This is a genomic window from Pseudomonas sp. NPDC089396 (assembly GCF_044749545.1).
In the GTDB taxonomy this organism is placed as follows: Bacteria; Pseudomonadota; Gammaproteobacteria; order Pseudomonadales; family Pseudomonadaceae; genus Aquipseudomonas.
The window spans coordinates 372494-398542 of record NZ_JBIVIC010000003.1 but is presented as its reverse complement, the minus strand read 5'-3'; the positions used below and the strand labels follow the sequence as shown (position 1 = coordinate 398542).

General features: G+C 63.0%; 20 protein-coding genes. 3 read left to right on the top strand and 17 right to left on the bottom strand.

The genetic code is table 11. The annotated features are described in order from the left end of the window. Window positions 1-11: 11 nt before the first annotated feature. The 17 genes from ACIPZB_RS07780 to ACIPZB_RS07700 all read right to left on the bottom strand — a co-directional run bounded on the left by ACIPZB_RS07780 (window position 12) and on the right by ACIPZB_RS07700 (window position 22264). Window positions 12-266 carry a PAAR domain-containing protein gene (locus ACIPZB_RS07780; RefSeq protein ID WP_400639661.1) on the bottom strand — a complete coding sequence of 85 codons (255 nt, stop codon included), beginning with the start codon at window positions 264-266 and terminating at the stop codon, window positions 12-14. 35 nt (window positions 267-301) lie between these two features. Then, on the bottom strand, window positions 302-1396 hold the full coding sequence (gene tssA, locus ACIPZB_RS07775; protein WP_400639660.1) for a type VI secretion system protein TssA: 1095 nt from the start codon (window positions 1394-1396) through the stop codon (window positions 302-304). Window positions 1397-1494: 98 nt separating this feature from the next. Then, a complete protein-coding gene (locus tag ACIPZB_RS07770) occupies window positions 1495-2013 on the bottom strand; it encodes an Hcp family type VI secretion system effector (protein ID WP_400639659.1) in 519 nt (172 codons plus the stop codon). Window positions 2014-2120: 107 nt separating this feature from the next. Then, window positions 2121-4613: a type VI secretion system membrane subunit TssM gene (tssM, locus tag ACIPZB_RS07765; protein WP_400639658.1), complete on the bottom strand. Its 2493-nt coding sequence runs from the start codon at window positions 4611-4613 to the stop codon at window positions 2121-2123. Then, window positions 4610-5533, bottom strand: a complete 924-nt coding sequence (tagF, locus tag ACIPZB_RS07760; protein WP_400639657.1) for a type VI secretion system-associated protein TagF — start codon at window positions 5531-5533, stop codon at window positions 4610-4612. The genes tssM and tagF overlap by 4 nt, the downstream gene beginning before the upstream one ends. 34 nt (window positions 5534-5567) lie before the next feature. Further along, a complete protein-coding gene (locus tag ACIPZB_RS07755; protein WP_400639655.1) occupies window positions 5568-9449 on the bottom strand; it encodes a type VI secretion protein IcmF/TssM N-terminal domain-containing protein in 3882 nt (1293 codons plus the stop codon). 21 nt (window positions 9450-9470) lie between these two features. After that, window positions 9471-10184, bottom strand: coding sequence for a type IVB secretion system protein IcmH/DotU (icmH, locus tag ACIPZB_RS07750; RefSeq protein WP_400639654.1), 714 nt, complete (start codon window positions 10182-10184; stop codon window positions 9471-9473). Beyond that, on the bottom strand, window positions 10181-11524 hold the full coding sequence (tssK, locus tag ACIPZB_RS07745) for a type VI secretion system baseplate subunit TssK (RefSeq protein ID WP_400639653.1): 1344 nt from the start codon (window positions 11522-11524) through the stop codon (window positions 10181-10183). The genes icmH and tssK overlap by 4 nt, the downstream gene beginning before the upstream one ends. After that, on the bottom strand, window positions 11517-12227 hold the full coding sequence (tssJ, locus tag ACIPZB_RS07740; protein ID WP_400639652.1) for a type VI secretion system lipoprotein TssJ: 711 nt from the start codon (window positions 12225-12227) through the stop codon (window positions 11517-11519). Before tssJ ends, tssK begins: the two co-directional genes overlap by 8 nt. A gap of 84 nt (window positions 12228-12311) precedes the next feature. After that, window positions 12312-14909 (bottom strand): type VI secretion system ATPase TssH, encoded by a 2598-nt coding sequence (tssH, locus tag ACIPZB_RS07735; RefSeq protein WP_400639651.1) that lies wholly within the window; start codon window positions 14907-14909, stop codon window positions 12312-12314. Further along, entirely contained in the window at window positions 14906-15976 is a 1071-nt protein-coding gene (gene tssG / locus ACIPZB_RS07730) for a type VI secretion system baseplate subunit TssG (protein ID WP_400639650.1), read from the bottom strand. Before tssG ends, tssH begins: the two co-directional genes overlap by 4 nt. Next, a complete protein-coding gene (tssF, locus tag ACIPZB_RS07725; RefSeq protein ID WP_400639649.1) occupies window positions 15940-17772 on the bottom strand; it encodes a type VI secretion system baseplate subunit TssF in 1833 nt (610 codons plus the stop codon). Before tssF ends, tssG begins: the two co-directional genes overlap by 37 nt. Then, window positions 17772-18254, bottom strand: coding sequence for a type VI secretion system baseplate subunit TssE (gene tssE, locus ACIPZB_RS07720; protein ID WP_400639648.1), 483 nt, complete (start codon window positions 18252-18254; stop codon window positions 17772-17774). Before tssE ends, tssF begins: the two co-directional genes overlap by 1 nt. A 32-nt stretch (window positions 18255-18286) precedes the next feature. Continuing rightward, window positions 18287-19789, bottom strand: coding sequence for a type VI secretion system contractile sheath large subunit (gene tssC, locus ACIPZB_RS07715; protein WP_400639647.1), 1503 nt, complete (start codon window positions 19787-19789; stop codon window positions 18287-18289). A gap of 14 nt (window positions 19790-19803) precedes the next feature. Then, window positions 19804-20337 (bottom strand): type VI secretion system contractile sheath small subunit, encoded by a 534-nt coding sequence (gene tssB / locus ACIPZB_RS07710; RefSeq protein ID WP_008100185.1) that lies wholly within the window; start codon window positions 20335-20337, stop codon window positions 19804-19806. Window positions 20338-20400: 63 nt separating this feature from the next. After that, window positions 20401-21150 (bottom strand): hypothetical protein, encoded by a 750-nt coding sequence (locus ACIPZB_RS07705; RefSeq protein ID WP_400639646.1) that lies wholly within the window; start codon window positions 21148-21150, stop codon window positions 20401-20403. A gap of 562 nt (window positions 21151-21712) precedes the next feature. Further along, complete coding sequence (locus tag ACIPZB_RS07700) at window positions 21713-22264, bottom strand: hypothetical protein (RefSeq protein WP_400639645.1); 552 nt, start codon at window positions 22262-22264, stop codon at window positions 21713-21715. Between the two features lie 102 nt (window positions 22265-22366). Between ACIPZB_RS07700 and tri1 the strand changes: the two genes are divergently transcribed. From tri1 to ACIPZB_RS07685, 3 genes are all read left to right on the top strand, one after another. Next, window positions 22367-23482, top strand: coding sequence for an ADP-ribosylarginine hydrolase Tri1 (gene tri1 / locus ACIPZB_RS07695; protein ID WP_400639644.1), 1116 nt, complete (start codon window positions 22367-22369; stop codon window positions 23480-23482). Between the two features lie 102 nt (window positions 23483-23584). Continuing rightward, window positions 23585-24289, top strand: a complete 705-nt coding sequence (locus tag ACIPZB_RS07690; RefSeq protein ID WP_400639642.1) for a hypothetical protein — start codon at window positions 23585-23587, stop codon at window positions 24287-24289. 1214 nt (window positions 24290-25503) lie between these two features. Then, window positions 25504-26040, top strand: coding sequence for a hypothetical protein (locus tag ACIPZB_RS07685; RefSeq protein WP_400639641.1), 537 nt, complete (start codon window positions 25504-25506; stop codon window positions 26038-26040). Window positions 26041-26049: the final 9 nt, after the last annotated feature.

The window sequence follows — 26049 nt, the reverse complement described above, 5'->3', positions numbered from 1 at the left end:
GCGGGCTGTCCTTAAAGTATTCCAGTGTCGCTGTTGGTGGCGATCAGGCTGGAGCCGCAGGCGGTCTTGTCGCCATGGCGGGCCACCGGCATGCCGTCGACCAGGGTGGTGCTGTCGCCGCTGGCGATCACGCAGGCACCGTGCACGCACATCACCTTGTCGCCCAGCCGGGCCACGGCGCGGCCATTGACCAAGGTGGAAGATGAGCCCTGCACGACCATGCCGCCGCGGTCAGTGGGGTCGTTCACGAGAATGATCGGACGCATGTCGAAACTCCTTTTCTGCCGGCTAGGACCACGAATCAGTCACGAGGTTGCAAGGTGCCAAGCACATCGCGGATGCCATCGACCACGCTGCTGTCCTTGATCACATCGTTGAGCCAGGACTCCAGCGGCATGTTGCCCCACTTGATCGCCCGCTCCACCAGGTACGGCACCGGGCTGTGGGGCTCGGTCTGCTTGAAGAACTGCGCCACGCCCTGGAGCAGGGCGAAGGCTTCTTCACGGTTCAGCGGGGTGGTGCGCAGGGGGGCCTCGCTGCTGCGCCGCTCTGGCGCGCTGGCGGCAACCGGGGCGGCAGCGTCGGCGCCTGGCGCCTGCTCGGGCTCGCTCGGGTCGGGCGCCGTGGCCAGTTCCACGCCGCGCTCCTTGAGCAGGCGCTCGACCAGTTGGCGGGCGTGAACCAGCACGTCGTTGAGCGCCAGGAAGCTCGGCGCGTCCTGCTCGAACACGGCCTCGGCGGCCGTTTGCAGTTGCTGGCAGGCATGCAGGCACTGGCTGATCTGCGCATGGCGCTGCTGCAGGTGTTCGGTGTCGGTGAGCACCACCGAGCGCTGGAACAGTTCGGCGTTGATCTTGCCTTCTTCCAGCGCCTGGTGCATGGCCGAGGGGTTTTGCCGGGCGAGGTTCTCGACCTGCCGCGACTCTTCGTACTTGTGCAGGCTGTAGTGCTGCCCCTGGGTGATCGGCAGGGTACGCACCACTTGGGTCAGCGTGGTGGTGAGCCACGCCAGGCGGGTGGCGCGTTCCTCCACCCCCTCGTCGAGGGCGGGGTACAACGTGTCCCAGAAATCTTCCAGCAGGGCCTGGGCCACTGCCAGGGAAAAACGGATGCCAGGAAAGTGCTTGCGGTGTGCCAGGCCTTCGCTCAGCCAGGCCACCAGCATCAGGTCCTTGCTTTGCTCGGTGAGGCCGGCCGCGGCCAGTTGGATCACCTGCTCCCAGTCGGCCTGCTTGAGGTCGGTTTGCCAGTCGCCCTGGGTCAGGTAGTCGGCATCGGCGCGGCGAGCCTCCTTGATCTGATCGAACAGGCTGGAAAAACTCAGGTCCTCGCCGGCACCGCCATCGATGGGGGCACGCAAGGCAGACAATGAAAGGTCGTCAAGAATGTCGGTCATGGACGGCTCTGCAGCAAAGGTAAAGGGAAGGTCCCGTGCCGTGACGGCACGGAACCCTCGATCGAGCTGCCCGTTACCGGCGGCAGCTCAGGTCAGGCTCAGGCGTAGACCTTGTTCAGCGAACGGTCCCAGCCGCCGGTGACCTTGCCACCACCTGCGCCATCGGAACGCTTCTGCTGGGTGTAGGTGGTCTTGATGCGCGAGAAGTTGAACTTGATCTCCTCCATCGGCAGGTCGCTTTCAGCCTTGGCTTCGCCGTCCAGCGGCAGGTTGCCGAGGAAGTTGACCGAGGAGATCACCACTTCTTCCAGGGTGATGGTCAGGTAGGTCACCTTGTCACCACCGGCGCGGTTCACGTTCAGCACCACTTCCTTGATGTGCTGGCCTTTGCAGCACGCCTCGAAAGCCTTGGCAGAGGCCTTGTCGACGTACTTGCGGATGGTGAAGTCGCTCAGATTGACACGCTCGGACGACGCACCGCCGGAGGAGCTGGCAGTGGCCGAAGTGGCCTGGGTAGCGCCGTACTGGTAGCCCAGCACTTCGATCCAGTCCTTGTGCTTGTCATCCAGTGCTTCGCCTGGGATGCCGTCAATCTTGAGGTAAGCGTCAAATGCCATGTTTACGTTTCTCCATAGGTGTAAAGGGCTTCCATGATCCATAGCGTGGACCTGCCCTGAGGTTGACCCCGGCGAACAGCTCGCTGGGGTCGTATTGAGACCGGGCGTCAATCAAGTGCCCGGACCTCTATCTCTACGCGCCTGTTGGGTTCCAGGCACTGAATCAGCTCGGCGCGCGGCGCTTGCAGGTTGCAGCGCACCAAGGGTTTGTTGCTGCCTTCGCCCACGGCGTCGACCAGCTCTGCCGGCAGGCCTTTGCCCACCAGGTAGGTCTTGATGGTCTGCGCACGTTGCCGCGAGACCTGCAGGTTGCTCTGGGCATTGCCGATCTGGTCGGCATGACCGGTGATGACGATCTTGCCGACGTTGGGGGTGTTCAGCAGTTTGTTGGCGATGCTGTTGAGCTGGCGTTGGCCGGCGGCCTCCAAACTCTGGAAATCGGCACGGCCGAAGGCGAACAGCGTGTCGGACTCCAGGGTGATGGTCTCGATGGCGCGCAGCGAGCGCGACAGCAGGCTGTTGATGTAGTTGCGCGAACTGGAAATCAGGAACGCGTTGTTGAGGATGCGCGGTACGTCCGGCTCGCGAATCTGGTCGCTGTAGAAGGCAATCTGGCGCCCGGCGAACTGGTAGTCGTCAGCTTCGCCTGCGGCCTGCGCGGTCTGCCCGGCCGTGCGTGGCACCTGCTTGTAGATCGCCGGGTACCAGTAGTCGGGGATGCGCGCCTTGAGCACGGCAGGCTGGGCTTGCTCGCGCTGCGCCTTGGACAGCATCAGGTAGGTGTCCAGGGTGGTCTGGCCGAAGGTGGCCACCGACTGGGCCCGGTTGTCCACCGGCAGGGCGCGTGGCTCGACGCTGTCGATGCCGCTCACCGTTTCCAGGCGCGGGGCATTGCGCTGGTAGATCTTGATGCTGCTGAGCAGGTACAGCGAGCGGGTCAGGTTGTCGGCGGTGGGCTTGAGCATGACCTTTTCCAGCTGGGCGAAATAGCGCTCGCGGATGAAGGGCTCGATGGCGTGGCCGCTGTACAGGCCCATGCGCATGGCCAGTGGCACGCCGTCGACGTGGTGGCGGGCGTACAGGTCGGCTGCCGCCTGGCGCAGCTGGTCCAGGGTGTGCCAGTCGGTGTACTGCTGGCTGGCTGCGGCGTCCTGTTGCTGGGCAGCCTGCAGGTTGGCGGCCACGGTCTGGATGGCGGCCTTGTTGTTGCTGTACGACCAGCCCCAGGCCAGGCACAGTGCCAGCCCGGCAAGGCCGGCGGCGGCGACCCAGGCGCCCTTGCGCCGGGCCTCGCGGCGGTTGCTGGTGTACAGCGCCACCAGGTGCTGGTCGGGGATGATCACCTTGCGGAACAGGCTGGCGATGAACAGCGGCGCGGCCTGGCTATGGGCGGCGGTCGCGTTGTCTGGTGCCGCCAGGGCGAAGCGCTCGCGCACCTGGCGGGCGTAGGCCCCTTGGGCCGGCTCATCGGCGTCCAGGGCGCTGGTGAAGTAGAACCCGCGCAGCAGCTCGGCGCTCTGGTAAGGGTTGGCGCGCAGCAGGTCGGCGACGAAGGTGTTGAGCAGCGGCTTGAGCGCCGCCAGCTCCAGGGGCAGGCGGTAGGCCGCCGGGTCCTGGCGGGTCAGCTGGACGTCCTGCTGCAGGACTTGCTGGTCGGCCAGTGCCTGCCAGTGCTCGACCAGTTCGTTCAGGGCGGTGGCGAAGCGCGTGCCCCAGTCGGCGTGTTCGAAGCCTTCGTGGGTAAAGGTCTTGCCCATGACTTCGTCGCGGGCGGTGTGCTCCAGCTGGCGGTAGAAATGGGTGAAGCCGGGCAGCAGGTCGCACTTGGTGAATACCAGGTAGATCGGCAGGCGCAGTTCGAGCAGCTCGTGCGCCTCCTGGATACGCTCGCGCAGGCGCTTGGCCAGGCGCTCGCGCCCTTCGGCGCTGGCTTGCAGGATGTCTTCGAGACTGACCGCGACGATCAGGCCGTTGAGCGGGCGGCGTTGACGGTGCTGGCGCAACAGGCCGAGGAAGGCGCGCCACTTGCCGGCTTCTTCCTGGTTGTCCATGTAGCGGCCGGCGGTGTCGAGCAGCACCGCTTCGGAGCTGAAGAACCAGTCGCAGTTGCGCGTGCCGCCCAGGCCGGCGACCCGTGCGCCTTCACGGTCGGCGTAGGGGAAGGTGAGGCCGGACTGGTAGAGCATGGTGCTCTTGCCCGAGGCTGGCTGGCCAATCACCAGGTACCAGGGCAGGGCATACAGGGCGTCCTTGTTGGTCCCAGGTTTAGCCGAGCCTTGCAGACGCTCGATGCTCTGCAGCAGGCGCTCGCGCAGCAGGCTCACTTCTTCGCGGTCCTGGGGGCTGGCATTGAGCACCGCCTGGTCGGCATCTTCGCGCAGCAGCGCCTGCAGGTCGTGCGGGTTCGACACGCCACGGTACATCAGCAGCACATAGGCGGCCGACAACAGCACGAACAGGCCGATACCGGCCAGCAGGCTGTAGAGCGAGGCGAAGCCCAGCGCAAGGCCTGCCGCCCAGACCAGGAAAATGGCCAGGAAGAACACCACGCCGAGCACGTAAGGCTGGTATTTGAAGAAGTAGTACTTGAGCCTGTTCATCGATACTGTTCGTCCCGAGCGCTGGCAAAGCGCTCAATGAATGCGTTCAGGGCCAGGTCGTCGGCGGGCAGCGTCAGGGCGCCGCCTGCCGCAGGCTGTGGCAAAGGGTCCAGCAGGTTGTAGCGCTCCTGGGCGCCGGCCACGCCGGTCAGCACGCGGTACACCTCGTCACTGGCGCGCGAGGCGAAGCACAGCAGGCCAGGGCGCATGAAGTCGTCCACCAGCACACTGACGTCCGGCATGCCGGACGTGCCGCGCAGGCGTGACAGCAGCGTGCACCAGAGGTCGGCCATGGGCCGCTTGAGGCCGCTCTGCGCAGGCAGTGGCAGGCTGATCGCGGCCGGTTGCGCTTGCTGCAGCACGCTGCGCAGGCGGTACAGGCTGGCCATGCCGGCCTGGGTGTCGAATTCCGGGTAGCTGTGGCGCAGCGGCCGGACGACGTCGCGCAGGTTGAAATCGCGCAGGAATTTCTCGTGCACCCGGCGGTACAGGTCCAGGTCCTGCGCGGTCCAGCCGCGCATGGCCTTGATGCGGGCAAACAGCTCGGCCATGTCGCTGCCTTGCGCGGCCTGCATCAGCAACGGCTTGATCTGCCCGGCAAACAGCTCGCAAAGAATGTGCGGGCTGACGAACTGGCCGTCGTGCTCCACGCGGATGCTCTGGAACACCATGAACGGGTAGCGCCGCCCGCTGGTATCGCGCGAGCTGATGAAACCGCCGAGCAGCCAGTGCCCGTTGCGGCTGCGGTAGCAGAAGAAGCACACCGGCAGCGCGTCGAAACGCTCACGCCAGTCGGCTTCTGCCTGCATGCGGCCCAGGCCGTTCTGCAGCCACAGGTCGAACTCGCAAACCTCCGGCAGGGCGCCGTTGAGGCTGACGAAGTCGGCGCTGGCCGGGACTTTGCCGAAACAACCAATCATCGTGCGTCGGCCCCTTGCATCGTGCTCGCCATCATCAGTTCACCCGCGCGCTGTCGTTGAGCACGCTCAGTGCCTTGACCTGGGCCAGGTCGGTCATCTTCACCCCGCCATAGTTGCGCACCACCAGGCTCACCGGGCCTGCGGCCGATTGCCAGGTGAAGCGCTGTTGAATGGTGTCCAGGTCGCTGACCCGGGCACTGTCGTTCATCTTCAGCAGGCCCCAGCGGCCGGGGTAGTCGAACACGGTGATGCGCTGGCCCTCCAGGGTCACCACGTCCAGGCGGGCGCCCGGGGTGTTGTTGCTGCCTGGCCAGGCGAAGCGGTTCCAGCTGGTGCGGCCGTTGCGGTAGTGCTGCTCCTGGCCGTCGAGGGTGAAGATGATGTCGGTGTAGCGGGCGGACGGCTCCAGCATGATCTCGAAGCCGTTCTCGCGGTCCGACAGGCTGGCGATCACCTGGCCAACGGAACTGGCCTTGTCGATGCTGGCGACCATCCTGGCGTTGACCAGGGGGCTTGCGTCGTTGCCGCTGCCCATGCCCAGCCCTTCGCCACCGGCGAGGTTGCCGATTTCATTGCGCTTGAAGGCCGGCAGCAAACCGCTGTCGGGGTCGACGAAGCGTTGCAGGTCCTTGACCGAGGCTTCGTTGTCGCTGCTGGCGACGATCGGGTAACGGTGCGCCATGACCTGTTGCCACGGGCGCGCGATGTCTTGCGCCCAGGCTTTGGCGATCTGCTGTCCGGCCGGGTCGCGCAGGGTTTCCCAGGTGTATTGCAAGGGCGAATTGAACAACCGCAGCAACGACACGGACAGGCTGCCGGCGCTGGTGTCGACGCTGGTCTCGATGTAGTTGCGTACTAGAGTCACTTCCGAAGGCTGGCCTTCGAGGGTTTCGCTGATCAGCAGCTTGCTGTTCTTGCCCACGTCCTGGGAGCGCTGGATGTTGCTCAGGCGCACCTTGAGCTTGCGCAGGGCGGCCAGGTAGCGGTCCATCACGGTGCTGTCGGCGCCCTCGGCATTCTGCGCGGCGAACAGCCGCGAGACCGGTTCGAAGCGTTTGGCCAGGCTGCCGTCGTCAACCCGTGGCAGCTTGGCGACGATGGCATCCGCCGCTACGCCCTGGCTGGCGAACACGCCCTTGATGCTGCTCCAGAAGCTGTCTTCGACGGTATTGGCCGGGGAGGCGGCCGCTTGCTTGGGCAGGTCCCAGTCGGTGTTGTGGTTGACGGCGGCCAGCAGGCTCTTCACCGGCGAGTTCTGCACGTCGCTGAGCACCGTCAGGCGCTCGCTGGCGTTGGCCATGTCGGTGAAGTGACGCACGCCAACGCCTTGCAACAGGGTGTACCAGGCTTCGGCGTAGTCGGCCTTGTAGCGGGCCAGCAGCTCACGCATGAAGTTGGCCTTCTGCACCAGGCCGTTGCCGCCTTCGCCATCGAGCACCCAGTCGCTGTCATTGCGCAGCTCGCCCGAGAGCAGCTTGATCAGCTCGGGCTGGACGAACGATTCCCAACCCTGGCGGGTATAGAAGGCAGGGACCGACTCGGCGGAGAACAGCTGGTTGCGGCTGCTGGCCGGGACCATGTCGGCCAGGGTCAGCGCCGGGTACTGGCGCCCGGACTCCAGCTGCAGGCGTAGGTATTCACGGTCGACCAGGGAGCTGGCGATCATGAACGAGCGCAGGCTCTGCCGCGCATCGGTGACCAGTTGCTCGTTGCGGCGCAGTGCCGGTGCCGTGCCTTGCTGCAGGTAGCGCACATACACGGCGCTGTTGGCCGCGATCAGTTCCGGGCTGATGTCGAGCCCCTGCGCCTGCGCCGCCTGGGCCCAGGCACGCGGCAGTTCGGTGGCGACGAAGTCGGCATCCGGGTGCGCTTGCGGGTTGGACAGGATCAGGTACAGCTTTAGCGCGCTGTAGGCTTCGATCACCGACGCGATCTGTTGCTCGCTGAGGCGCCCGAGGCTGTCTTCGGACAGTGACAGCCCGGCGGTGAGGGCGGTGTCTTCCGAGGAGTCGGCACTCGATTCCGAACGTGCCTTGTCCTGCAGTGCGTCGAGCGCGCGGCGGCGGCCTTCCTGGCCAAGCGACGGGGTACCGTTACCGGCGACGCGGGTTACCAGCTCGGCAGCCTGCGGGGCCTTGAATACCTTGACGCCCTTGGCGGGTGCAGCGTTGCTGGCCGTTGCCTTGGCCGTGCGGCGTTTGCCGGTGTCGGCCAGCGGGGTGCGGTCAACGGTTTCGGCAAACTGGTTGAGCTCACGCAATTGCACTTGCAACTGTTTGCCAATGGGGTCCAGGGCCTGGGTGCGCAACTGCTGCAGGTAAGCCTGGCGCAGCGGGCCGAGCAGGTCGGCGCCACTGTACAGCCCGGCGCCCAAGGCCAGCGGTACGCCCTGGGTGTCATAGCCCTCGAACTCGCCGAGGTAGCGGCGCAACTGCTCCATGGCCTGGCCGGACGCCAGGCGCTCGGCCTGGTCGGGTGCCTGTTCGAGCTCGCTCAGTTCGCCACCGATGTTACCCAGCACTTCGCGGTTGTTCTGGAACGAGACACCTTCCCACGCCAGCAGGGCGACGCCGGCAAGGGCGGCGGCACCGGCGAGGGCAGGGGTGAGGGCGCGGGTACGCCCTTGGCGCGAGTAGTAGAGGCTCAGGTTGCGGTCGGGGAACACCACCTCACGGAAAGTACCGGTGATGAAGAAGCTCTTGTCGCCGATCTTGTGCGCAGGCTGGCCCACCCCCGGACGCTCTTTGGCCTGCAGCGCGTAGTGGGCGCCCAGCGCATCCTCATAGACCGGGGGCAATTGCTCGTCGGTCTGCAGTGCGCTGGTGAAATACACACCACGCACGATCGGTGGCGTGCGGCCATTGGCAGTGCGTTCGAACTGCTCGAGGAAACCGCCCAGCACCGTCGAGAGCTCGGCGAAATAGTTGGGGAACTGCAGCAGTTCGACGTCGGCCGTGTTGCCGCCGCCGATCAACTGGCTGTCGACGTGTTCGCGCACGCTGCCCAGCAACTGGCTGAAGCGGGCCTCAGTCACGGCCCGCAGGCCTTTGCTGCGCACCTCGGCGAGCGGGAAAGTCATCCCCAGCGGTTGCTGGCGCTGGGTATTGTCCAGGTCTGCGAAGGCCTGGTTGAAGCCCGGCAGCAGGTCGGTCTTGCTGAGCATCAGGTACAGCGGTGGGTTGACGCCCAGGCATTCGCTGTATTCGTCGATCCGACTGACCAGGCGTGCGGCGATGGCCTCGCGCTCGGCGAGCGTGGCACAGATGATCTCCGGCAGGCTGACCACCAGCACCAGGCCGTTTACCGCAGGCTTGCTGCGTTGCTTGCGCAGCAGCTTGAGGAACGCGGCGAACTCGCTGGCCGAGGCATCGTCACGCAGGTAACGGCCGGCGGTATCGATCAGCACCGCCTCTGGGCTGAAATACCAGTCGCAGTGCTGGGTGCCGCTGTCGAAACCGCTGGCCTGCGCACCGGCGATCGAGGCCTGCAGCCCGGAGCGGGTCAGCAGCGAGGTCTTGCCCGAGGCCGACATGCCGATCACCAGGTACCACGGCAGGTCGGACAGCGCCGAGGCACCGCCGCCACCGGCCGAGCGTGCCGAGCGCAGCATGGCGATGGCATGCTTGAGGCGCTCGCGCAGTACATGCTGGTCACGGAACTCACCTTCGCTGCCCAGCGAGCGGTCGACTTCCAGCTGAACCAGGTGCTCGATGTTCTGCTCGGCGCGGATGCGTCGGTACTGGCGCAGCACCACCAGCAACAGGCACACCGCGCTGAACAGCGTCATCGCGACGTACACCTGCTCTTGCGCAACCTGCCAGCGCGGCAGTGCGAACCAGCAGGCCAACAGGCCAATGACCCAGCCCAGGGCCAAGGCAAACCAGAAATTCTTCAAACAGCGCAGTAGTGCTTTCATGTCTTCCTGACCGTACCCAAGTTAAACGCCGAACAGCTGTCGGACGTGTTCTGCCAACGCGGCGACTTCCTTGCCCAGCAACCAGTCCAGGGTCAGGTACACGGCGCCGCAGACCAGTGCGATGAGCACCAGGTAAAGCCACAACGGCACCTCGTAGCGCAGCATCTGCGACACCTGGTCGGGCAGCGCCCATTGCGAGGCGAGAGCCTTGCGTGGCCCACGGTGGCGGGCGATGTCCTGGCCCAGGGTGTTGGCGATGTAGCGCAGCTGGTCCTTCTGCTCCAGGCTGTACTTGCCTTCGAAGCCCAGCGCCAGGCACAGGTGGTACACCTCGAGCACGTCGAGGTTGCGCTTGACGTCTGTGCGCAGGCTGTCGAGCTTGTCGAAGAAGCCCTGGCCGGCCAGGTGCACGCCGAAGTACTGGAACTGCAGCGGGTTGATCTCGATCTGGTTGCGGATCTCGCTGGGGCCGGCGTTCAGCACGCTTTCGTCGAGGAACGCGCACAGTGCGTACTGGGCGTCCTTGACCTGCTCGACGCTGTAGTTGGCACGCCGCGCATCGCGCTCCAGTGCCGGGAAGAACTCGTCGACGCTGGCGCGCAGGCGCTTCACGTCGACGACCTTGTTGCCTCGGCGGATCATCAGCGCCATGGTCAGGAAGTCCTTGACCAGGTCCTTGAGGGTCGAGGGTTGTTCGACGGCGGTTGCGCCGCCTGGCATTACGGCAACAGTCATTTGAGCACCGCCATCAGTTCGAGCTTGAGGTTCTTGAAGGCACTGGGTACGTAGAAGGCGATGGCATTGGCGCCCATCATGCGTTCATACACACGTCCATGCGGTTCGATCGCGAAGTACTGGTTGTCCAGGCGCACCGGAATGGCATTGGGTGTGCGCACGCAGTGGTTGAGCGTGGCGCCGGGCATCGCCGTGTTCACCACCACTTCGATGTCTTCCGGCGAGCCGACCTTGAACGCCCGCGGCACCAGCTCCAGCACCTGGGCACCCGGCATGTCGGCATGCACCGAGATGTAGAAGTCGGCGTCGACCAGGCGCGGGTCGTTCAAGCGGCCGACGTAGTACGACGGCCGCGTCTGGTCCAGCGGAATCGGGATGTACTGGTTGGGCACGACGTTGTTGAGCAACTCGCGCACCAGGCGATCGAGCTTCATCATCGACGCGGCCGGGTCGTTGTGGTCGTAGGCCGGAATGTCGTCCAGCCGGGCGTTGAGCGAGAAGGTCAACAGGCTGCCGGCCAGCTCGGCGAGGAAGCGGTACAGCGCCTCTGGGTGCAGGCGCGAGTGCTGCAGCAGGTGGGCAAGGCCGGGGTAGGCGCGGTTGACGGTGTACAGCAGCCAGAACAGGCTGACATCGCTTGAGCCGAACTCGGCGATCTGGTCGGCGCGTTCGCGGCGACGCCCGGACAGCGTCTCGCTCTTGCTTTGCAGCAGCGCCAGCAGGCGCTGGGCGATGGTCAGCAAGGTTTCGTGGGCACCCAGGTGCAAGGCCGGGTGGACGAACTGGCTGTCGATGCTGAAGGCGTTGAGGTTGTTGCGCTGCAGGTGAAGCAGCGGGCAATAGCTGTAGCCGTCCAGCGCATCGCCATCGACCAGCAGCACCACGTTCAGGCGCAGGCTGGTGATTTCGTTTTCCAGGTCGCCTTCGTTGAGGTCGGGCAGGGTATCGAAGGCTTTGCGGTAGCGGCGGGCGCCTTGGCGTTCGGCGCCTTCTTCGAGGTAGTTGGCGCTGTAGGGCTCGGCCAGCTTGAGGGCGGCGTACACCTTCAGGCCCGAGCCTTGCATCACGTCCTTGAGGTCACGGGCAGCCGGCAGCGGGTCGTGCTGCGGGGCGTCGAACACCGAGCCGTCAGGAAACACCAGGTGCAGCCGCTTGAGTTGCAGTACACCGCTGCTCAACGCCTGTTCATCGACTTCGAGTGCCTGTACACCCCAGTGGAAGGGGGACGAACGCAAGGTCGCCTGGGCCAGCTGGTGCTGGTGGAACTCGTCCTGGTACTGGAAGTGCTGGGGCAGGAGGAACATCCCCTCCGACCACATCACACGGCTCTTCTTACTCATGGATACCTTCCAGTGCTGAGTCGAACAGGTTGTTCGTGGTTTTCTTGATGGATTGGTCAGCAGCCTCTTCGGCGGCCTGCTGGGCCGAGTCCAGCGCCTTGGCCTGCAGCTGCTGGGCCACCGAAGGTTGTGCCGGCTGCAAGGTGGCGATGGCCTGCTGGTTGGGCAGTTGCAGGACGTCCTCGCCGCGCTCGGCGGTTATGGCGTTGTGGTCCAGCAGGACGCGACCACCTCTGGACGAGAAAAAGATGCCGTCCTTGCGGAAAGCGTCGGCATTGAAGGCCATTTTCCAGCGCCCGCCGCTTTCGTCGCGGAAGAATGCAGCCACGGCGACGTAACGTGCCTGCTGGGCCAAGGGCCAGCGCTGGATGTCGCCGATGCCCGGCAGTACCACCAGCTCACGGGTGTCGAGCAGGGTGTTGCCCAGCGCCTGTTCCGGGTGATCCTGCAAGGTCTCGGCGTCAGTGCTGACGAAGCGTTCGAGGCTGGTGAGCTGATAGATGCGGGTGACCACCGACAGCGGCCTGCCGGACGCGTCGGGGTTCAGCTGGTTGCCACCGTCGACAGTGAGGATCACCTGCTCGTCGCTGCTGAACAGCATGTCGCCTGCCCAGGTGTCGTCGACACGCTTGCCGACCCGGTCGGTGATCCCGCAGGCGCTGAGCGCCGACGCCACGATCAATACCCCCAATAACCTGCCCATTGCACTGCTCCTGAAATCTCGGTCTGGCAGCACCCGAACGGCGCGGGCTGCTGCTGATGGTCCTTGCGTGAACGTTTGCGCCCCTTACGCCAGGCTGTAGGCGAAGCCACCGGCTTCATCCAGCTCGATGCGCAGGCTGTTGATCGGCTGATCCTGCGCCATGCGCGCCAAAACGTGCTCGGCCAGCTCTGGCATGAGGCTGCCCGACAGGATGTTGTCGATGTTGCGCGCGCCGCTGTCGACTTCGGTGCAGCGCGCGGCAATCGCCGGCACCAGCGCCGGGCTGAAGTGCAGGTGGGCCTGGTGGTTGCGTTCGAAGCGCTGGCGGATGCGTTCGAGCTTGAGGCCGACGATGCGTTCGAGAATGGCGTCCTGCACCGGGTAGTAGGGGACGATGCTCAGGCGGCCGAGGAAGGCCGGCTTGAACACGGCGTTGAGCTGCTCGCGCAGGTCCTCGACCAGTTGTGCCGGGGCCGGCGCCTGTTCAGTGCCCAGGCAGCTGCGCATGATGTGTTCGGTGCCGACGTTGGAGGTGAGGATGATCACCGTGTTGCGGAAGTTGATCTCGCGCCCTTCGCCATCATCCAGCACACCCTTGTCGAAGACCTGGAAGAACAGTTCGAGCACGTCCGGGTGGGCTTTCTCCACCTCGTCGAGCAGCACCACGCTGTAGGGCTTGCGCCGCACTGCTTCGGTCAGCACGCCGCCTTCGCCATAGCCGACATAGCCGGGTGGCGAGCCTTTGAGGCTGGAGACGGTGTGGGCCTCCTGGTATTCGGACATGTTGATGGTGATGACGTTGCGCTCGCCGCCATACAAGGTATCGGCCAGCGCCAGGGCGGTTTCGGTCTTGCCCACGCCGCTGGGGCCAAGCAGCAGGAACACACCGACAGGTTTGTTCGGGTCTTCCATGCGCGCCCGGGAGATCTTGATGCGCTTGCCGATCTCGTGCAGGGCGTGGTCCTGGCCGAGCACGCGCTCGCCCATCAGCGCCGGCAGGCGCTGCACGGTGTCGATTTCATCACGCAGCATCTTGCCCAGCGGGACCCCGGTCCAGCCGGCGATCACCTCGCCAATGGTGGCGCCATCGACCAGGGCGTGGACCAGGGGTTCTTCACCCTGGACATCGGCCAGCTGCTTGCGCAGCGCGGCCAGTTCGACGCGATTGTCGTTGTCGCCGGGCTCTCTGAGGGCGTGGATCTGCCTGACCAGTTCCAGCTCGCGCTGCCATTGCAGGTTCAGCCGCTGCTGGCGCAGGGTGGCCTGTTCGAGCTGTTCGTGCAGCTGTTCGAGTCGGCGCTGGTGGTCGCTGCCTTGGCGTTGCTCCTGTTGCAGCAGGGTGATTTCCGCCTGCAGATGATCGACCAGGCGCAGGCAGTCTTCCAGGCGTCCCGGTTGTGCTGCCTGGCCCAGGGCGACCCTGGCGCAGGCGGTGTCGAGGACGCTGACGGCCTTGTCCGGCAGTTGCCGGCCGGTGATGTAGCGGCTGGACAGGCGCACGGCCTGCACCAGGGCATCGTCCATCACGGCCACGCGGTGGTGCGCCTGCATCTTGTCCAGCAGCCCGCGCAGCATGTAGATGGCCTGGTCCTCTTCCGGCTCCTCGACCTTGACCACCTGGAAACGGCGGGCGAGGGCGGCGTCCTTCTCGAAGTACTTCTTGTATTCGGCCCAGGTGGTGGCGGCGATGGTGCGCAACTCGCCGCGCGCCAGCGCAGGCTTGAGCAAATTGGCCGCGTCGTTCTGCCCGGCCTGGCCCCCGGAGCCGATCAGCGTGTGGGCTTCGTCGATGAACAGGATGATCGGGTGGACGCTGCGCTTGGTTTCCTCGATCACCGATTTCAGGCGGTTCTCGAACTCGCCCTTGATCCCGGCACCGGCCTGCAGCAGGCCCAGGTCAAGGGTGTGGATGGCGACATCCTTGAGTGGCGTCGGCACATCGCCCAGGGCGATGCGCAGCGCCAGGCCTTCGACCACGGCGGTTTTGCCGACGCCGGCTTCGCCGGTGAGAATCGGGTTGTTCTGCCGGCGACGGGTGAGGATGTCGACCATCTGGCGAACTTCAGCCTCGCGCCCCAGCACCGGGTCGATCCGGCCTTCGCGGGCGCTGCGGGTCAGGTCGACGGTGTACTGGTCCAGTGCCGGTGTCTTGCCCGACGTGCGGGCCGGCGCCTGGCTGCTGGCATCGGCGGCCAAGGGCGCGGCGTGCTGCGCTTCGCCACTGGCGCTGATCAGCTCGCCGAGGTTGGCGCGCAGGTCGTCGACGTTGATCTTGTCCAGTTCGGCCGCGCTGGCCAGTACCAGCCGGCGCAGGTCGGGGTCGTTGAGCAAGGCCAGCAGCAGGTAGCCGCTGCGGATCTGTTGGGTGCCGTACTCGATCGAGGCCAGGACCCAGGCGCGCTCGATCAGCTGGGAGATGTGCGGGGACAGGGCAGGGGTACGGGTGTTGCCGGTCTTGAACCCTTCGAGCGCCTGGGCCAGCTGTGACTGCAGGCGCTCGACCACCACGTCGTAGTGGCGCAGCAGCGGGCGCAGGTCATTGTCGTCGCCTTCGAGCAGTTGCAGCAGCACGTGCTCGATGTCCACTTCGTAGTGGCGCTCGGCAAGGCACAGCGCGGCGGCGCTCTCGGTGGCGCTGCGGCAGGTGTCGTTGAGCTTGGCAAACAAGGACTTGAGATTCACAGCGAGACCCCATCAAAAGGAATACTAAAAATGCCGCAGCGCGCAGGCCTGGCCTGGCTGCCGGGCCGCTTCAGCCAGCCCAGCCAGCCCAGCGCCACACCGCCCTGGCGGCCCAGACGGGCGACCGGTACGGCTTCGGGCTTGAGTTGTGGTGCCAGTTCGAAATCGAGGCTGGGGCCGAGGTAGAAACGCACCAGCTCGACCAGCTTGCGGTAGTTGTCGGTGCCGGGCAGGAAGCGCTGGTAATCGGCCAGCTCCAGTGGGCCGATTTCGATGCGCACGCACGACTGGTAGTCCCATACGCGGTTGCCGGCGACACTGCTCTGGCCCAGCTGGGCATTCTGTCGGCCCAGGCGTGTGCATTGTTCTGGCTGCAGTTTCAGCCAACGCCCCGTGAACTGATGCACGGTGAAGTCCAGGCCGAAGTAGAAGCTCAGCATCGCCTGCAGGTTCTGTGGGTTGCGCGGGCGCTGGGTGAACAGCCCGGCGAAATGGCTGAACAGTTCGTGCCGAATCCCCGCGCCTGCGTCGGCGAACTTGCGCTTTTGCCCTTGCTCGCCGAAGCCGACCAGGTTGAGCAGGTAACCCTCGAAATCCGAGGTACCGTTGCGTTCGTGTTCGATGTGGAACTTGTACTTTTGCCAGGCCTGGTAGAACAGCGCGACCATGCGGTGGGAGAACAGGTCCAGGAACGCATGCGCGGCATCGTCGCGGTACTGGATGTGACGGTTCATCAGCAGCTCGGTATACGGCCGCGGCAGTACACCGGACGGTCCGACCAGGCCCATGAAAGTGACCTGTACTTCAGACAGCGGCTGGTCGTTGATGTTGGTGCGCTCGGCACGCTCGAACTTCAGATCGCTGACTTCGCTGACCGGAAAGTTCAGCGACAGCTGCGAGCGAAAACGCAAGGGGTCGTCGTGCGGCCGCGTTTCCGGGTCGATGCGACCCGCGCGGCTGTAGTGCAGGCGCAACAGCCTTACCAGTTGAAAGAATTCGAACCGGTATGGCTCCGCGCGTGCCTGGTCGATCAGACCAGGGGTTGATCGCCGGTTCTGGCTGGCCATTGTACGATTCTCTTTTCCCGCTGACGGGTACGCAGGGTAAGTTGGGTAAAGCTGTTGACGGTGCAGTACTGGCTGAAGAAGTGGTCGAGGATCTTGCCGAACAGGAACACCCCGCTGCCGATGTACTGGCTTTCGTCGAGCTCCAGGGTGATGCCCACACCGCGCACGAAGTTCGGGCGGGGGTGGCCGATGCGGGCCACCACCGGTTCGCTAGTGATCGAGAGAATGCCGCTGATCTGCTTGCGCACGGCCAGCGCGCGCCGGTAGTTGTAGAGGCTGAGCATTTCCTGCAGCACCTCCTTGCCCTGGGAAACCAGCGACAGGTGGTTCAGCGACAGGTGCGAAACCAACCGCCAGATCAGGCCATCGCCCAAGGGGACGCGCGCCGTGGCAGTGGGCTTGCGCAGCATGCGGATGCTGTCGACCACGCCGTTCTGGTCGAGGTTGAAGTCGCTCTGGCTGCCGCCATAACTGAGCAGCTGCGGCAAGTCGCGGTTGCTGCAGGTCACGGCGAGGCTCAGGGTGTCGCTGTTGGTGTCGATCAGGTCCAGCTCACGGTCGACCACGCGGATCAGCATGTCGGTGCCGCTCTGGCTGCCGCGGCGCGACGGTTGGCGGCGGCCGATCCAGTAACATGCGTTGGGCCCCAATTCACCCCGTGGCTCGAAGAACGGATTGCACTCGCTGACGTGGTCCTTCCCGGCCACTTTGCGCACCCGCTGTACGCGATCGATCGACACGACCTCGGCATTGCCTTGCAGGCGCACGTCCGCAGTGACGAGATAGTCGTGCTGGGCGTGGGTCAGCTTGATCGGCTCGGCCTGCTGCTTGAACAGGTTGATGATCGGGGTGCAGCCGAGCTTGAAGTTGTGGCGCCCGATATTCTGCGCCAAGCGCACCAGGCGCTCACCGAGTTCGTAGTGGGCGAAGTAGAAGTTGATCTCGATCGTGCGCAGATCACGGCCGCTCAGGCTGCGCTTGAGCCCGCCGATATCGATGAACATGAACTTGTCGGGGAAGGTGAAGTAATCGTGCAGCAGGCGGTAGCCGGCGAACGAGCGCGCCGAGTAGTCCACCAGGCCATCGGCCGCTTCGAAACCGACCGCTTGCAGGGCATCGGCGGGCAGGCCGATCTCCCGGCGCTGGCCGTTTTCGGTAAAGCTCACGGTGGCTTTTGCCAGGTTGTTGAACAGCAGTTCGTAGAGTTGCAGCATCAACGTGCTTTCGCCGTCGAGGAAGAACCGCAGCGAGTGGATGTCCAACTGACCGAAATGCTGGTTGGTGGTTGCCGCCAGGCCGATTTTCAGGTGCGCAACCAAATCGGCGCTGTGGCCGTTGAATACCGAGCGTTCGAGCTCGACGAACGAGGCCTCCTGCACGACGATGGGCCATAGCTGCACCGGGTAACAGGTGCGGAACCGGCAGGCGACACCGTCGATGCTGCGTGAAGCGATTTCGGTGTGGCGCTCGATTTCGTGGCACGCCGTCAGGGACGCCCGGTTGCCGGCGGAGAATTCCGCGATCGACAGGGCGGGCGTCGGTCGCAGGTAGTGCGGGTACAGCACTTCAAGAAACGCTTCGACGATTTCCGGAAACTCGTCATCGAGCTTTTTATGGATACGTGCCGACAGGAACGAAAACGCTTCGATCAGGCGCTCGGTGTGGGGGTCTTCGCAGTTGTCCCCTTCGATCAACAGGCGCGAGGCGATTTTCGGGTACTCGCGCGCGAATTCCTGCCCGAGATAGCGCAGGTGCGAGAGTTCCTTTTCGTAGTAGGGCAGCAGGTCGTCGAGCATCAGTTCAAGTTCTGCACTTTATATTCTTGTGTATTGACCTGCAGTACCGCGTCGAAGGACACCTGGCGTGTGGCGTCCTGCAGGTGCAGCACCGCATCGACCCGGAAGGTCAGCATGCGGTGGCCCATCTGTTGGTTCATCAGTTGTACGCGCACTGCGCGAAAACGTTTGTCACCCACGCTGATGGCGCGCTCCAGCTGCGCCTGGATCAGCCGTCGATCCTCGGGGTTGAGCACGCCTTTGCTGGTGAAGTCCGGCATGCCGTACTCAAGGATGGTGCCTGCCAGATCCGGATGGCCGTCAAGCCGTTCGGCGACCAGGCACTGGCGGGTGTTGACCAGCACCTCCAGGTCGCGGATCAGGCTGGCCTTGTAATCGGCCAGGGAGCACAGGCGCTTGGAAACCGCCTCGCTTGCCTGGTGCGGGACGTCATCGAGCAAGCGATCCAGCAGTGTTGGCACCAACTGATAATGACGGCTCATGGGTGAACTTCGCCTTCCTGGCTAGGGCTCGATCAGCTACGGGTGGACTGCGGAAGCTCGGCGACCAGTCGCAGCGAGGCGGTCAGTTCGTCGAGCTGGTAGTGCGGGCGCAGGAATGCCACGGCCTTGTAGACACCTGGCTTGCCGGGCACTTCCACCACTTCGACACTGGCTTCGCGCAGCGGGAACTTGGCCTTGGCCTCCTGGCCGGCGGTGTCGTCGAGCAGCACATAATCCGCCAGCCATTCATTGAGGAACGACTCGACATCCCTGCGCGAGGCGAAGCTGCCGATCTTGTCGCGCATGATCGCTTTCATGTAGTGGGCGATACGCGAGGTGGCGAAGATGTACTGCAGCTGTGCCGACAGGCGCGCGTTGGCGTTGGCGATGTCGGTGTTGTACTGCTTTTGCTTCTGCGTCGACTGGGTGCCGAAGAACGCGGCGTAGTCGGTGCCCTTGCAGTGGACGAGGGGAATGAAGCCCAGGTCCGACAGCTCCTTCTCGCGGCGATCGGTAATGGCGATTTCAGTTGGGCATTTGAGTGCGATCTCGCCATCGTCGGTCTTGAAGGTATGGGTGGGCAGGCCTTCAACCAGGCCACCGCCCTCCACGCCACGAATCGCGACGCACCAGCCGTAGCGGGAGAAGGCATCGGTCACACGGGTGCCCAGGGCGTAGGCGGCGTTCATCCACAGGTACTTGTTGTGGTCGCGACCGTCGACGCTTTCGACGAAGTTGAATTCGTCTACGGGCACGGTATCCGGCCCATAGGGCAGGCGGCCAAGCACGTGCGGCAGGGTCAGGCCAACGTAGCGCGAGTCTTCCGCGGCGCGGAAGGATTTCCACTTGGCGTACTCGACGGTGTCGAAGATCTTCGCCAGGTCCCGCGGGCCGGACATGTCGGTGAACGAGTCCCAGCCGAACAGTTCCGGGGAGGCTGCCGAGATGAACGGTGCGTGGGCGGCGGCGGCGACGTGCGAGATCTCTTCGAGCAGGTACATGTCTTCCGGGCTGCGGGTGAACTCGTAGTCGCCCACCAGCATGCCGAACGGCGCGCCGCCGAAGGTGCCGTATTCTTCTTCGTAGATTTTCTTGAACACCGCGCTCTGGTCGAATTCGCTGGCGGACTTGAGATCGCGCACCAGGTCTTTCTTCGAGGCGTTGAGCAGTTGGATTTTCAGCGTGGTGCTGGTCTCGGTCTGATCGACCTGGTATTTCAGACCGCGCCAGGAGGCTTCCAGCTGCTGGAACTCGCGGGCGTGCATGATCTCGTTCATCTGCTCGGACAACATCGCGTCGATTTCAGCGATGCGCGCATCCAGTACCGCGATCAGGTCCTTGCTCGGTGTCAGTTCACCTTCCAGCACCTGGCCGACCAGCTCACCGATCAAGTCGCGGGTGCGGCTGCGTTCGGTTTCCGAACGGGCCACGCGGCTTTCCGAGATGATGCTGTCGAGCAGCGAGGCCTGCGGGGCGAAGTTTTCCACTTCGACCAGGTCGGTGTCCTGCTGAGGGAGTGCTTGTTTGTCGGTCATCGTCTGGCTCCTGCTTACTCGTTGCCGTCGGTGGCGGGGACGGCGGCCTCGCGACCGAATTCCTTGCCCAGGGTTTTCAGCTTCTCGGTGTTCTGCAGCACGTCCATCAGCAGCTCTTCGAGCTTGTCGTTGCCGCCCATCTTGTTGCGCAGGTCGGCCAGCTTGTTGCGTACTTCCAGCAGCTTGCGCAGCGGCTCGACCTGCTTGACCACGTTCTGCGGCTCGAAGTCTTCCAGGCTGTTGAAGTTCAGCTCGACACCCAGCTGGGTGCCGTTCTTGGCCAGGGTGTTGTCGACGCGGTAGGTCAGGCGCGGCTTGATGCCCTTGAGCACGCCGTTGAAATTGTCGCGGTCGATGTAGACGAACTTGCGATCCTTGAGCTTGGGCAAGGGCTCCAGCGGGTTGCCGGAGAAATCACCCAGCACGCCGACGACGAAGGGCAGTTCCTTTTTCTCCAGCGCATCGCCGATGTCCACGTCATAGGTGATGTGGACCCGTGGCGCGCGAACGCGGTCGAGTTTGTGCTGGGTGCTTTCCTTCTTCGCCATCGTGATCTCCAATGCGAGCAATTCGCTGCGAATCTTGGCGCGGCCCGGTTACGGGCGCGCGCGTTACAGTCCTTCGATCGTCAGCAGCAGGCGCTGACGGATTTCGTCGTTCATTTCCAGGATGTTGTCGCGGCCCACCAGCTCTTCGAAGCTGGTGTTGCCGGCAATCTGCGTGCTGCTGCGGATGACCGAATCGTCGGGCAGTTCCGAACGCACCGGCGCGCTGATGACGCAGAACGGGAGGTCGCCCAGGCCCTTGAGGCGCTCGAAGCTCAGGCCGAAGCGCAGGCCTTCGAACAGCCGGCCAAGGCCGGGCGACTTGCTCAGGCAGTAGAACAGCACCAGGTAGTGCACCACGAAGCGATACAGCTCGGCGCTGCTGCGATTGGGGTCGTTGATGACGGCGCGAAAGCGCGCAAGCTCGAAGCCCTGGAAACCGACCACCCAGCGCACCGGGCTGGTGATGCGGATGACCTGGCCGTTCTGGGCCAGGACCTTGTCGTATTCGAGCGGGAACAGTTCGGGGGTGGTGCTGATGAGGTTGAGCGGCACGTCCAGCGCGCTGACCAGCTGGAAAGGCGCGGCGCAGCCGATGCGCTCGTAGAGTTCGATGAGCGACTGGAAGTGGCCCTGGGTTTCGCGCCCGCTGCTGCGTTGCGCGCCCTGCAGGTATTCGCCGAACAACGTTTGCGGACGGATCAGCGGGGCCACGGTGGCGAGGTAATCCGACGCCTGCGCCTTGAGCGCATCGGAAATAGCCCGCGTCTGGCTACGCAGCTTGATCAGTGCTTCGACGTCAAACGTCTGTGTCATCGGTAAATCGTCCATGAAGCTTTGTGTTCGTCCCGTAACGCCGTTGGCGCGGACCTGAAACTGGGTGCTGGCACATGAATAGCGTGTTGCCAGCAATGCCGTGTAGGGCAGTTCGCAGTCGGAGAAGTTCCAGCGAAGTCGCCGATTTTTTCCCTGTTTTGTGAACGGGCGCAATGGTGTCGCATTGCTATCGGCTGGCGGTTGAGCGCGCGAAAATCAGGGGGTAAGCCCCGTAGTGACAGGGTTTTTGGCGGGGCAAATGACCGACGAAATTGCTGAGAAATTATTTTTGGAAAGGTGATGTGGGTCGCATTTTGAGTTGCTTGGGAAACTTCGGTTGGGGCTTGGCAATAGGCCATCCAATGATGGCAATGCGACGGAATAGGGCGCGCTGAGTGCGCAGGTTCTGGCGATTGGTTGTGTCAGTCACGGCCCTATCGCCGGCAAGCCGGCTCCCACATGTACGGCGCCGATTTTGAATACTGCGAGATACCTGTGGGAGCCGGCTTGCCGGCGATAGGGCCGGAACTGCCACTGAAGCAGCCAAGGGTCATCATCGAGACTATCTGCCATCGACCTGAATGCAGATGTCCTTCTCGCCGACTCTTTTGCACGGCCAATGGTCGTTGATGTAGAAATCCGGCGTGAAGCACACGCGCTCATCGTTCACCCAGAACATCTGCCAGCCGGACCCCGAGATCCGCAGCTTCGGGCAAGACCAGTAGCCCTTCGCCGAAAGCGTGGCCGTGGTCAGCGCGATCATCCCCGGGGCGAGGCAGGCCATCATCACCAACGTCAACTGCAGCGAGCGCAACTGAAACCCGTAGAGCCACGAAGTCTTGGGTGGGTCGAACTTCTGCCCGGTCCACGCAGCGATTGCGCAGGCCACGATCATCAAGGGTGTCAGCGCAATTCCGGCGATTACGAAGAAGCCCTTGAGCGGCGTTTCCACGACCGGCGCATTGCGGTAGAGGCGGCCATAGAGCGGCACGATCTCCGTCCACAGCACATAAACGCCAAGCGCCCCCACGGCAAGCATGCAGAGGGCGAAGCCGATGGCCATCAACCTGAAGAGAAGAGGGGATCTGACATGGAGTTCGGGATGATTCCTCACGGTGACCTCAGCGTTCCTTGCTTGGTTAGCGTCGTTGCTAGGTTACCGCAGGGGTGCGCAGAATAGGTGCACGGACGAGACCACCCAATGCAAGGAATCCGCATGATCGACCTCAGAAGCCCGGATGCAACCCTGAGCGAATACGCGCAGCGTTACAACCACCTGTACCCCGAGCCATCGCCGCAGTTGCTGCAGCGCATGGACTACATGCTCAAGCCCGACGCCCCCAGGCTGCCTCGCGTGAAACCCGCCTGGCTCAACGACCGGCCCTGCACGTTATCACAGGACCAGGCGCTCGACCGCGCGCAAGGCGCACTGCTGGGGTTGGCGATTGGTGATGCGGTGGGCACCACGCTGGAATTCCAGCGCCGTGATGTGGGGCGGGTTGACGACATGGTCGGCGGTGGGCCGTTTCGCCTGACACCTGGCGAGTGGACCGACGACACCAGCATGGCGCTGTGCCTGGCGGATACCTACGTAACCCACGGCACGTTCGATTTCGCTGGGTTCGCCGATGCATTGGTGCGCTGGTATCGCCGGGGCGAGAACAGCGTCAATGGCCGCTGTTTCGATATCGGCAATGTCACCCGCAGCGCACTTGAAAGCTGGGAGACACAGGGCCTTGCAGGGCCGGTGAATCTTGAACCCTCTGCTGCAGGCAACGGGTCGTTGATCAGGCTTGCGCCAACGGCCATTTTCCGCCGCCATTCGCTCTCGGCAACCTGGCGCGAAAGTGCGACGCAGAGCAGGGTCACCCATGCCACCCAGGAGGTGCTGGACTGCTGCAGCCTGTTCGGCGCCCAGTTGCATCTGGCGCTCAATGGCGCCGACAAGCACGAAGCGTTGGCGCCGAAAGTGCGGCCACTGCTGCCTCGGGCCAGGATCATCAATGCCGGCGAATACAAGCTCAAGTCACGCGAGCAGATTCGCTCTTCCGGTTATGTGATAGACACGCTCGAAGCCGCGCTGTGGGCCGTTTGGCACACCGATAATTTCAGGGACGCGATACTGCTGGCCACGAACCTTGCCGACGATGCTGACAGCGTGGCGGCCACGGCGGGGCAAATTGCCGGGGCGTTGTATGGGGTGTCGGGAATGCCGCCGGAGTGGGTGGCCAGGGTGGCCTGGGCGCAGCATATTCGGGGGTTGGCGACCCGGCTGTTCGAGGCATCGCCTCAAGGTGATGAGCTCGACGAGCTGGCATACGACAGCCATTGATGGGCTGATTCGCGGGCTTAGCGGCTCACTTGGTCATGGGTGACGATTAGACGGGCCGGGGAACGAGCCTCGGTGATTTCTTGAGAGGCGATGATTAGGCTTATGTTTACCACAGATCGGTTCTTCACCAAGATTGGGGCCGCATGGTTTTTGATTGTAATGCTCTCGGTGTTCATCGCTGGGGCAGGTCCAAAACTACTGGCCATTCCAGCGGTTGCCGCTGTCATCGCGATGACCGTGTGGTGCATCGAGTGTGCCTACCGGACCGAGCGTTTTGTGAATTACGCCAATCTACGCATGTTTTTCAACTTGGCGTATTCGCCGCTCTTCGCAACGATGGTTACGCTTATGCTTACCTACAAGAAAATGAAGTTGAATGCATTGACCTCTCTTGTGATGGGGCTTGCACCTCTCGTGTTGGCACTGTTGGCATACACGTTGGCTTATTACTGGCCTGGCAAGAGCAGCGCGCTGCAGTTTCAGGGTATCCGTGTGGAGTCCAACGAGCCTGCGCAAGCGGTTCAATGGTGGCAGGCTGGTGCGTCGGCTGGTCTCGGCAGCGTGGCCTATCCGTTGATGAAAAGCCATGGTGTGCCTATGACCGGCTTGATCTACGTATTCGTTTTTCTATCCCTGTTCATGATCTTCTATCACCGTGACAACATCACGGCGCTCAGAAAGTTGAAGGCGCGGGAAATGCGTGAAAAGCGACGTTTCACTTTCATGGATATCGAGCGTATTCAGGCAATGAGGGCCGAGTCCTGGCTAGGCAGGCTATTCGCCATCAGGGGGCGTCGAGGTTCGTAGTCAAGATACGTGGAGGTTTCGCCTCAGGGGTGGGAAGATGACAGGTGAGCGCTCGAAAGCATTCAGCTGTCACCTATTGCTACAAGATTATTCCCCTGGCAGGCGAATCTTCAAGCCATTGGCCGATTGTTCTGCAATCTAATAAACATGAAACAAAGCCGTCGAGCTTTGGCCGTCGATGAGCGTTGCGTAAAACGAGGCGTAGGCAGCCTCAAGGTCGCGGTACGCGCCCAAATTAGAATTACTGGCGGCCATCAACCTGGATGCAGGCATTTTTATCACCCATGCGCTCGCAAGGCCAGCCGTCAGTGGTATACGAGTCAGGCTTGAAGCAATACCGCTCATCATTGACCCAGTACACCTGCCAGGCAGATCCCGAAATCAGCAATTTTTGGCAGGGCGTGTAACCTTTGGCCCACAAGCCTAGTGTCACAAGTAGCGCAAGCGCAGGCGCTATGTAAATTATTGACCACAGTGTCAATCTATAAGAATTGTGCTGAAAACGGAATAGATGGGTGTTGGAGGGAGGATCAAACTTCTTTGCATGCCAGCATGCGTACGCTGAGGTGATTACAAGTATTGGGCTGACCGTGCACATGGCGATGAGCATGAACCCTAGGTACGGGGTTACCACGATGGGTGCATTTCTATACATTCTGCCTACTAACGGGAATACATCGTGTACCAGCCAATAGGCTGAAAGTAAACCTAAAATACCTGTGAAAATACCAGTGGAGAGTGTCACGAGACGAAACAACTGTGGTGAACGCTCGTGAAACGCATGGGGTTGATGTTTGGTCATTGTTGAAATTACGCCTGTGACAGTCCTTGATAAGTATTGATGCATAGACAAAAGATGGCGCAATGCCATCTCGTTCATAATGGCTAATACAAAAGCTAGTTGATGGCATTATGATGCCATCGAGTGTTATTCATAGTTGACAGCGTCGCGCATTCCGGTGTTTCCTGCGCCCTTCATAGCGCTGCCGACAAATCCATTTGTGATCTGTTTGGCATTTTCTGGTGTTATTGGGAACTTTGCTTGGCCGCATAGGTCGCAGGGCCTGATTGGTGGGCCGAAATGCGCAAGTCGCGCAAGCAGGATTTTTGACAAGGATTTCAGTGAGCATGGAGCTTTCTCCGCCAGCAGGCACCTACGCTGCCGCCATTTGTCTTCACGCCCACGCCCCTCAGCGAGCAGCACGGAGGGCGGCGTGAACAGAATCTATCCCTGTACCGCAGCCGACCCGATGGGCACCGGCGGGCAAGACGGCCTCCTTGGGCAAGGCGACTTGCCTTGGCCAAGTGTTGTAGCCGCGAGAACCTACGCCAGGATGGATGTAGGCGGCCTTTATTCGGCTGATGACATGAGTGCCGCCGAGTTTCTTGTCGCAGAACTTCAGTCGTCCGAAACGCAATTGAGTGCTGACGAAGCCGAGGAATACGCGCAGTTACTTTATAGCCTGATTGCAAAAATGGAAAAATCCGGGCGTTTTGCCGCGGATGAACTGCTGGCCATCAAGGAGAAGGCCGAGAAGATTCCAGTCGTAGGGTCACTATTATTTTCAACTGCAAATTTACCCGGCACGCTTGCCAACGTTGCTGCGCTAGGCCATGCCGCATCCAAAGCCACCAAAGTTGAAAACCTGCTGAACATGACGGATGCCACGCGCGGCAAACTGAAGAAGTGGGCAGCGTCACGTGGCAAACCCGGCAGTGTGTCTGCCGCCAGGGCCATGAAAGGCGCCTGAAACTGGTGC